Origin of the sequence: Planktotalea sp., from assembly GCF_039984035.1 — a bacterium.
Classification (GTDB): Bacteria; Pseudomonadota; Alphaproteobacteria; order Rhodobacterales; family Rhodobacteraceae; genus Planktotalea.
The window spans coordinates 1-5,970 of record NZ_JBDWVM010000382.1 but is presented as its reverse complement, the minus strand read 5'-3'; the positions used below and the strand labels follow the sequence as shown (position 1 = coordinate 5,970).

At 55.1% G+C, this 5,970-nt stretch carries 6 protein-coding genes; 4 read left to right on the top strand and 2 right to left on the bottom strand.

Translation table 11 applies throughout. The features are described from left to right. The coding region (locus ABJQ89_RS17050; RefSeq protein ID WP_348497356.1) for a DUF4175 family protein at positions 1 to 1,062 on the top strand (1,062 nt) is incomplete at its 5' end. Between the two features lie 13 nt (positions 1,063 to 1,075). Here the strand turns inward: ABJQ89_RS17050 and ABJQ89_RS17045 are convergent. Beyond that, complete coding sequence (locus tag ABJQ89_RS17045; RefSeq protein WP_348497355.1) at positions 1,076 to 1,888, bottom strand: zinc-ribbon domain-containing protein; 813 nt, start codon at positions 1,886 to 1,888, stop codon at positions 1,076 to 1,078. A 190-nt stretch (positions 1,889 to 2,078) separates the two neighbouring features. Between ABJQ89_RS17045 and ABJQ89_RS17040 the strand changes: the two genes are divergently transcribed. From ABJQ89_RS17040 to ABJQ89_RS17030, 3 genes are read left to right on the top strand one after another with little or no spacing between them, the layout of a single operon-like run. Further along, positions 2,079 to 2,756: an ATP-binding cassette domain-containing protein gene (locus tag ABJQ89_RS17040; RefSeq protein ID WP_348497354.1), complete on the top strand. Its 678-nt coding sequence runs from the start codon at positions 2,079 to 2,081 to the stop codon at positions 2,754 to 2,756. Continuing rightward, the gene (locus ABJQ89_RS17035; RefSeq protein WP_348497353.1) at positions 2,753 to 3,655 is read left to right on the top strand and encodes an FtsX-like permease family protein; all 903 of its coding nucleotides are present in this window, start codon (positions 2,753 to 2,755) and stop codon (positions 3,653 to 3,655) included. Before ABJQ89_RS17040 ends, ABJQ89_RS17035 begins: the two co-directional genes overlap by 4 nt. Next, positions 3,652 to 4,395: a lysophospholipid acyltransferase family protein gene (locus tag ABJQ89_RS17030; RefSeq protein ID WP_348497352.1), complete on the top strand. Its 744-nt coding sequence runs from the start codon at positions 3,652 to 3,654 to the stop codon at positions 4,393 to 4,395. The genes ABJQ89_RS17035 and ABJQ89_RS17030 overlap by 4 nt, the downstream gene beginning before the upstream one ends. 9 nt (positions 4,396 to 4,404) lie before the next feature. Here the strand turns inward: ABJQ89_RS17030 and lpdA are convergent, their stop codons facing one another. Further along, positions 4,405 to 5,793, bottom strand: coding sequence for a dihydrolipoyl dehydrogenase (gene lpdA, locus ABJQ89_RS17025; protein ID WP_348497351.1), 1,389 nt, complete (start codon positions 5,791 to 5,793; stop codon positions 4,405 to 4,407). Positions 5,794 to 5,970 lie beyond the last annotated feature (177 nt).

The following is a 5,970-nucleotide window of genomic DNA, read 5'->3' as shown; positions in this document are numbered from 1 at the left end:
ATGAAAAACGGCGCGAGCGATGATGAAATCGCAGAACTGATGGATGAGCTTCGCCGCGCCAATGAGAACTACATTCAACAGCTTCAACGCGAAGCCGCGCGCAACGGCGATGATCCTCAGCAACAACAGCAACAAGGTGGCCAAGACAACCAGATGGCCATGACCCAAGACGATCTTCAGCAGATGATGGATCGTATTCAGGAGTTGATGGAACAAGGGCGCATGGCTGAGGCAGAGCAAGCGCTGCAAGAACTGCAGCAGATGATGGAAAACATGCAGATTGCCGAAGGTCAGCAGGGCCAAGGGCAGCAATCGCCGGGCGAGCAAGCGATGGAGGGTCTTTCCGAGACGCTGCGCGAGCAACAAGGTCTGTCAGATCAAGCGTTCCGTGATCTTCAGGAGCAATTTAACCCGAATGCACAGGCTGGCGAAAGTCAGGGTAATGAGGGCCGGAATGGCGGTCAGGGCCAAGGTCAATCCCACGATAATCGTTCAGGCGACGGTCAGGGGCAGGGCGAAGGGCAATCTCAGCAAGGTCAAGAAGGGCAACAACAATCGCAAAGTGGCGGTGAAGGTTTGGCAGAACGGCAAGAAGCTTTGCGTCAAGAACTAGAGCGCCAACGCGGTGGTCTTCCCGGTGAGGGAAGCGAAGCAGGTGATGCCGCCCGAGAAGCATTGCGCCGCGCCGAGGAAGCTATGCGCGGCGCTGGCGATGCCTTGGGGCGCGATGATCTGCCAGAGGCTATAGACCGTCAGGCGGAGGCGATGGATGCCTTGCGTGAAGGGATGCAGAACTTGGGCGAAGCTTTGGCTGAGAACCAACAGAACCAGCAGGGTCAACAAGGCACTGCAGAGGGCCGTGAAGGCGGCAATCAGCGCGATCCTCTCGGCCGCAATGCTGGCGTTGCTGGCGCGGCGGGAAGCGATGAAGGGCTGCTGCAAGGCGAAGACGTTTATCGCCGTGCCCGTGAGTTGTTGGACGAAATCCGCAAACGCAGTGGTGAAACCGCACGACCCGAGATCGAGCGCGATTATTTGCGCAGGCTGCTAGATCGCTTCTAAGCTCGTCGCTGAATTATATGTTTTCGGCTGCCATCTGATCGAGCCAAGCAAGACCTTTGTCGACTGTCTCAGAAAGCCAAGTGCGCGCGCTTTCGACGGCTTGCGTGAATTGGGCCACGTAGGGTTCAGCGGCGGGGAGCGCTGCAGAAATTTGCGGGCCATAGATATAAACGCAGAGTGCGATAATCGCGAGCAAGAGCACGAGGTAGAAACCCAATCGGAAGCTTCCACCACGACGCCGTTCGCGCGGATTGGTGCCAGCTAGATCGGCGTCTGCAGCTTCTGCAGGGCGCCGGCGTTCGCCAGAAGAGCGAAGCGTCGAATTGATTTCTTCGATATCGGGCAACAAATCGCGTCGTGACCCAGCTGCTGCAGTCGCCGCAGCAACAGCTACTTCATCAGGGACCGGTTCGCCGCGCATTGCTGCCATTCGCTCACGAGCTTCGCGGACACGTCGTTCATTTTCTTCGTCGCTAGATGGCTCTAGGCCAAGGTCCGGCTGGCTTTCGAGCGGTGCGCTTGCTTCGGCTGCGCGCGCAGCGGCCTCGAATTCGGCCTCCTCGCGCAAAACATCGGAAATGGCCGGGTCTAATTCACGTGTCGCAACTTCGGGCATATCGGGAAGTGCGTCATTGGCTTCACTTTCAACAACGGGTGGAGCAACGTTTACCCGTTGCGGCTCTTCCGCAGCGCTATTGTCATGGTCAGGATGCGCTTGGAACCACGTGTTAGAACACGCTGAACATTGGACATCACGCCCTTCTGTTGGAATGACCTCTGTCGGAACTTCGTATTGGGCCCCGCAGTTTGGGCAAATCAAGCGCATATTCTCACCCTGCCTTTTTGGCAAACTCTTCAGACCGTTCTCGATCCACATTCAAGTTACCTTATGCAAACGCGATGCTATGGTAAATCCCATTCACGTGTTCAGCGCCAGAGCGATTGAATCCGGCGCAATGCTCAGGCACAACAGGGCAAGATTTGCCATTTTGGCAACAGTATAGAAAGGTTGCGACTTGATCGAACTAGAGACAGTTGCCCATAGTTACAGCGGCGGGGAGCTTTTCAGTGATGTATCGCTGCGCCTTGCACCGGGGTCATTTCATTTTTTGACCGGTCCTTCGGGGTCTGGGAAAACGACGTTTTTGAAGCTGTGTTATGGGGCTTTGATCCCCACATCGGGCTCTGTGCGTATCTTTGGTGATGACGTGCGCAATATGGATCGAGATGACATTGCGTTAACCCGCCGTCGCGTCGGCGTGGTGCATCAGGATTGTAAGTTCTTGGATCATCTTTCTTTGAAAGAGAACCTCGCACTGCCGTTGACGGTAAGCAATCATGACGATCTGGATGATGATGCAAATTTAAAAGAATTGATGGGCTGGGTTGGGCTGACGGCGCGTGCAGATGCCATGCCGCCGGAATTGTCGGGTGGAGAGCGACAACGCGCGGCGTTGGCACGGGCTATCATTATGTCACCTGACGTTATTCTGGCGGATGAACCGACAGGCAATGTCGATTGGGAAATGTCCCAACGTCTTTTGGCGCTTTTGATTGAGCTGAACCGTATGGGCAAAACGATTATGATCGCGACCCATGATCTCAGCCTTATCCGTGCAGCAAAAAATCAAGTTCAGGCGCGCGTGCTGCGGATTTCTGGACATCGCTTGCAATTGGCGGGGGCGGATCTGTGAGCGCGTTTCGAACAGTTTTGGATTTTGCGATTGGCGATGCACAGGCTGAACGCGCAGTGCCGCCCACTGGATTTACGGTTCGTTTGACGGTGTTCAGCGCAGCTGCAATGGCATTCCTTGTGGTGTTCGCGCTGGCCTTGTCGCTTGCCTCCGGCCGATTGGCGGGCCGATGGAGCGAAGAATTGGCGCGCAGCGCGACGGTTCGCATTTCTGCACCAGCCGAGCAGATGGCGGCGCAAACCGAAGCGGCCCTGAACGTTTTGCGCACGACCGAGGGCGTAGAATCTGCACGTGCGTTGAGTTTGGATGAGCAACGAGAATTGCTAGCGCCGTGGTTTGGTGCAGGCCTGCCCCTAGAAACGTTACCTTTACCGCAAATGATTGAGGTGATCGAAACCAATAATGGGTTCGATGGAGATGGATTGCGCCTTCGTCTGTCTGGTGAGGTGCCCGGCGCTGTGCTGGATAATCACGCGCGTTGGCGTGCACCTTTGGTTGCTGCGGCGAGTTCCCTGCGTTTGCTTGGGTGGTTGTCCATCATCATTATTGCCTTTGCGACCGGCGCGATGATCACGCTTGCCGCGAACGCAGCCCTAGCAGCGAATGCGCAAGTGATTGCGGTGATGCGGCTTGTGGGGGCGCGTGATGGCTATATTGCCCAAGCGTTTGTGCGGCGGTTCACATTGCGCGCATTGTCGGGCGCAGGGGTAGGAACAGTCGTGGGCGGTATTGCCCTCGCGCTGCTGCCAAGCGCGTCAGAAGAGGGCGGATTTCTAACCGGCCTCGGCTTGCAAGGTGTGCAGTGGTTGCTGCTGCTTTTGATCCCAGTTTTGGCAGGTATCGTTGCCTTTGTGTCGACTCGGCTTGCAGCGAAAAATACACTTCGGAGTTTGACATGAATGACCGTAAAAACCCTATTCAGTGGATTCGATCGCTGCTGTATGTCGGGCAAATTTATCTGATGATGCCTGTGATTGGTCTGCTCTTTGCGCCGTGGGCGCTATTCTCGCGCCGTGGTGCGCGAGTGTGTTGTAAGACTTATAGTCGCTGGGTGTTTTGGACGGCTAGCTGGATGGTCGGTCTCAAGGTAGAGGTGCGCGGCACACCGCCAAGTGAGGAAGCGTTAATCGCGGCGAAACATCAAAGTTTTCTCGATATCATGATGATTTTCACGGCCACGCCAGCGGCCAAATTTATTATGAAAAAGCAAATTCTCTGGACGCCTGTGATTGGGCAATATGCCAAACTGTTGAACTGCATTGCCGTTGATCGTGGTAAGCGCGGCGCTGCGATTGAAAAGATGGTTGCAGATGTGAAAGCGGGTTTGGTCGAACCGGGGCAGTTGATTATCTATAGCCAAGGCACGCGCGTCGCGCCCGGCGCGAAACTTCCCTACAAGGTAGGCACTGGCGTGCTTTATGAGCAGATGGATCAACCCTGCTATCCTGTCGCTACGAATGTCGGTGTGTTTTGGCCAAAAACAGGTATTTACCGAAAGCCGGGGTTGGCCGTCGTCGAATTTCTGGAACCGATTGATCGCGGGATGGATCGAGAAGACTTCATGCGCGTTCTCGAGGAACGCGTTGAAGCCCGCTCCAACGAATTGATGCGTGAAGCGGGCTTTGAAGTTGAGGTTTAAGGCGCTGCCTTAGATGTGAATTGGGCCGTCGCCGCAAGCGAGCGCGGCTTCGCGCACGGCTTCCGAGTAGGTTGGGTGTGCGTGGCACGTCATTGCGAGATCTTCGGCAGATGCGCCGAATTCCATCGCGACGCAGATTTCATGGATCAAATCGCCAGCACCCGGGCCGATGATGTGCGCGCCCAAAATGCGATCTGTGTCTTTGTCCGCGAGGATTTTGACAAAGCCTTCGGAGGCAAAGTTAGCTTTCGCGCGCCCATTGCCCATGAATGGGAATTTACCAACTTTGTAGCTGTGTCCAGCCTCTTTCAAATCCTGCTCTGTTGCACCGACGTTCGCGACCTCAGGGTGTGTGTAAATCACACCAGGAATAACGCGGTAGTTCACGTGGCCATGTTTGCCAGCGATCTGCTCGGCGGCTGCCATGCCCTCATCTTCCGCCTTGTGCGCCAGCATTGGACCTTCAATCGCATCGCCAATCGCGTAGATCCCTTTGACGTTGGTTTGCCAATCGCTGCCCGTCTTGATCTGACCACGCTCTGTCAACTCAACACCAAGCGCCTCAAGGCCAAGACCGTCTGTGTACGGGCGACGACCCGTCGCAACGAGAACGGTATCTGCATCGATCACATGCTCGCTGTCGTCTGAACGCAGTTTGTATGTGACTTTCGCCTTGGTCTTTGTGGTTTCGACGCCCTGAACCGCAGCGCCGAGCACAAAGTTCAATCCTTGCTTGGTCAGGATTTTCTGGAAGCTCTTTTGCACTTCGCCGTCCATGCCGGGCGTGATTGCGTCGAGGAATTCAACCACCGTCACCTCAGCGCCGAGACGCGAATAGACTGAGCCAAGCTCAAGGCCGATCACACCAGCACCGATAACAACCATTTTCTTGGGAATTTTGCCAAGCTCTAATGCGCCAGTCGATGTGACGACCATTTTTTCGTCGATCTCGATACCCGGCAGCGATGAAGCTTCGGAGCCGGATGCGACAATGATGTTTTTCGCATTGTGGATTTCATCGCCAACTTTAACCTGACCTGCAGCAGGGATAGAGCCCCAACCTTTCAGCCAATCGATCTTGTTCTTTTTGAACAAGAATTCGATGCCTTTGGTGTTGGAGCCAATCACATCATCTTTATAAGCGAGCATTTGCGTCCAATCGACAGAAGGCTTTTTGCCTTTTAGGCCCATCTTTGCGAAATTATGTTCTGCTTCGTGCAGCTGGTGGCTTGCGTGCAGGAGGGCCTTGGATGGAATACAGCCAACGTTCAGGCAGGTACCGCCCAGCGTTTCACGGCCCTCGACACAGGCTGTTTTCAGACCAAGCTGAGCACAGCGAATTGCAGCGACATATCCGCCAGGGCCAGAGCCGATTACGATAACGTCATAGTCAGACATGATGTTTCCTTTGTCTTGAGAAGGGGGAAGGGGCTTTGCCCCCGCCTCGCCTGCGCGAGCCTCCCCCAAAGTTTATTTCGAAAGATGAAGTCAAAAGAGCGCTGCCAAAATCATGATGACCGTGGCCAAGAGGCCAATGAACCAAATGACAGAGCGCCAAGGCGCGAGGCCAAAGAC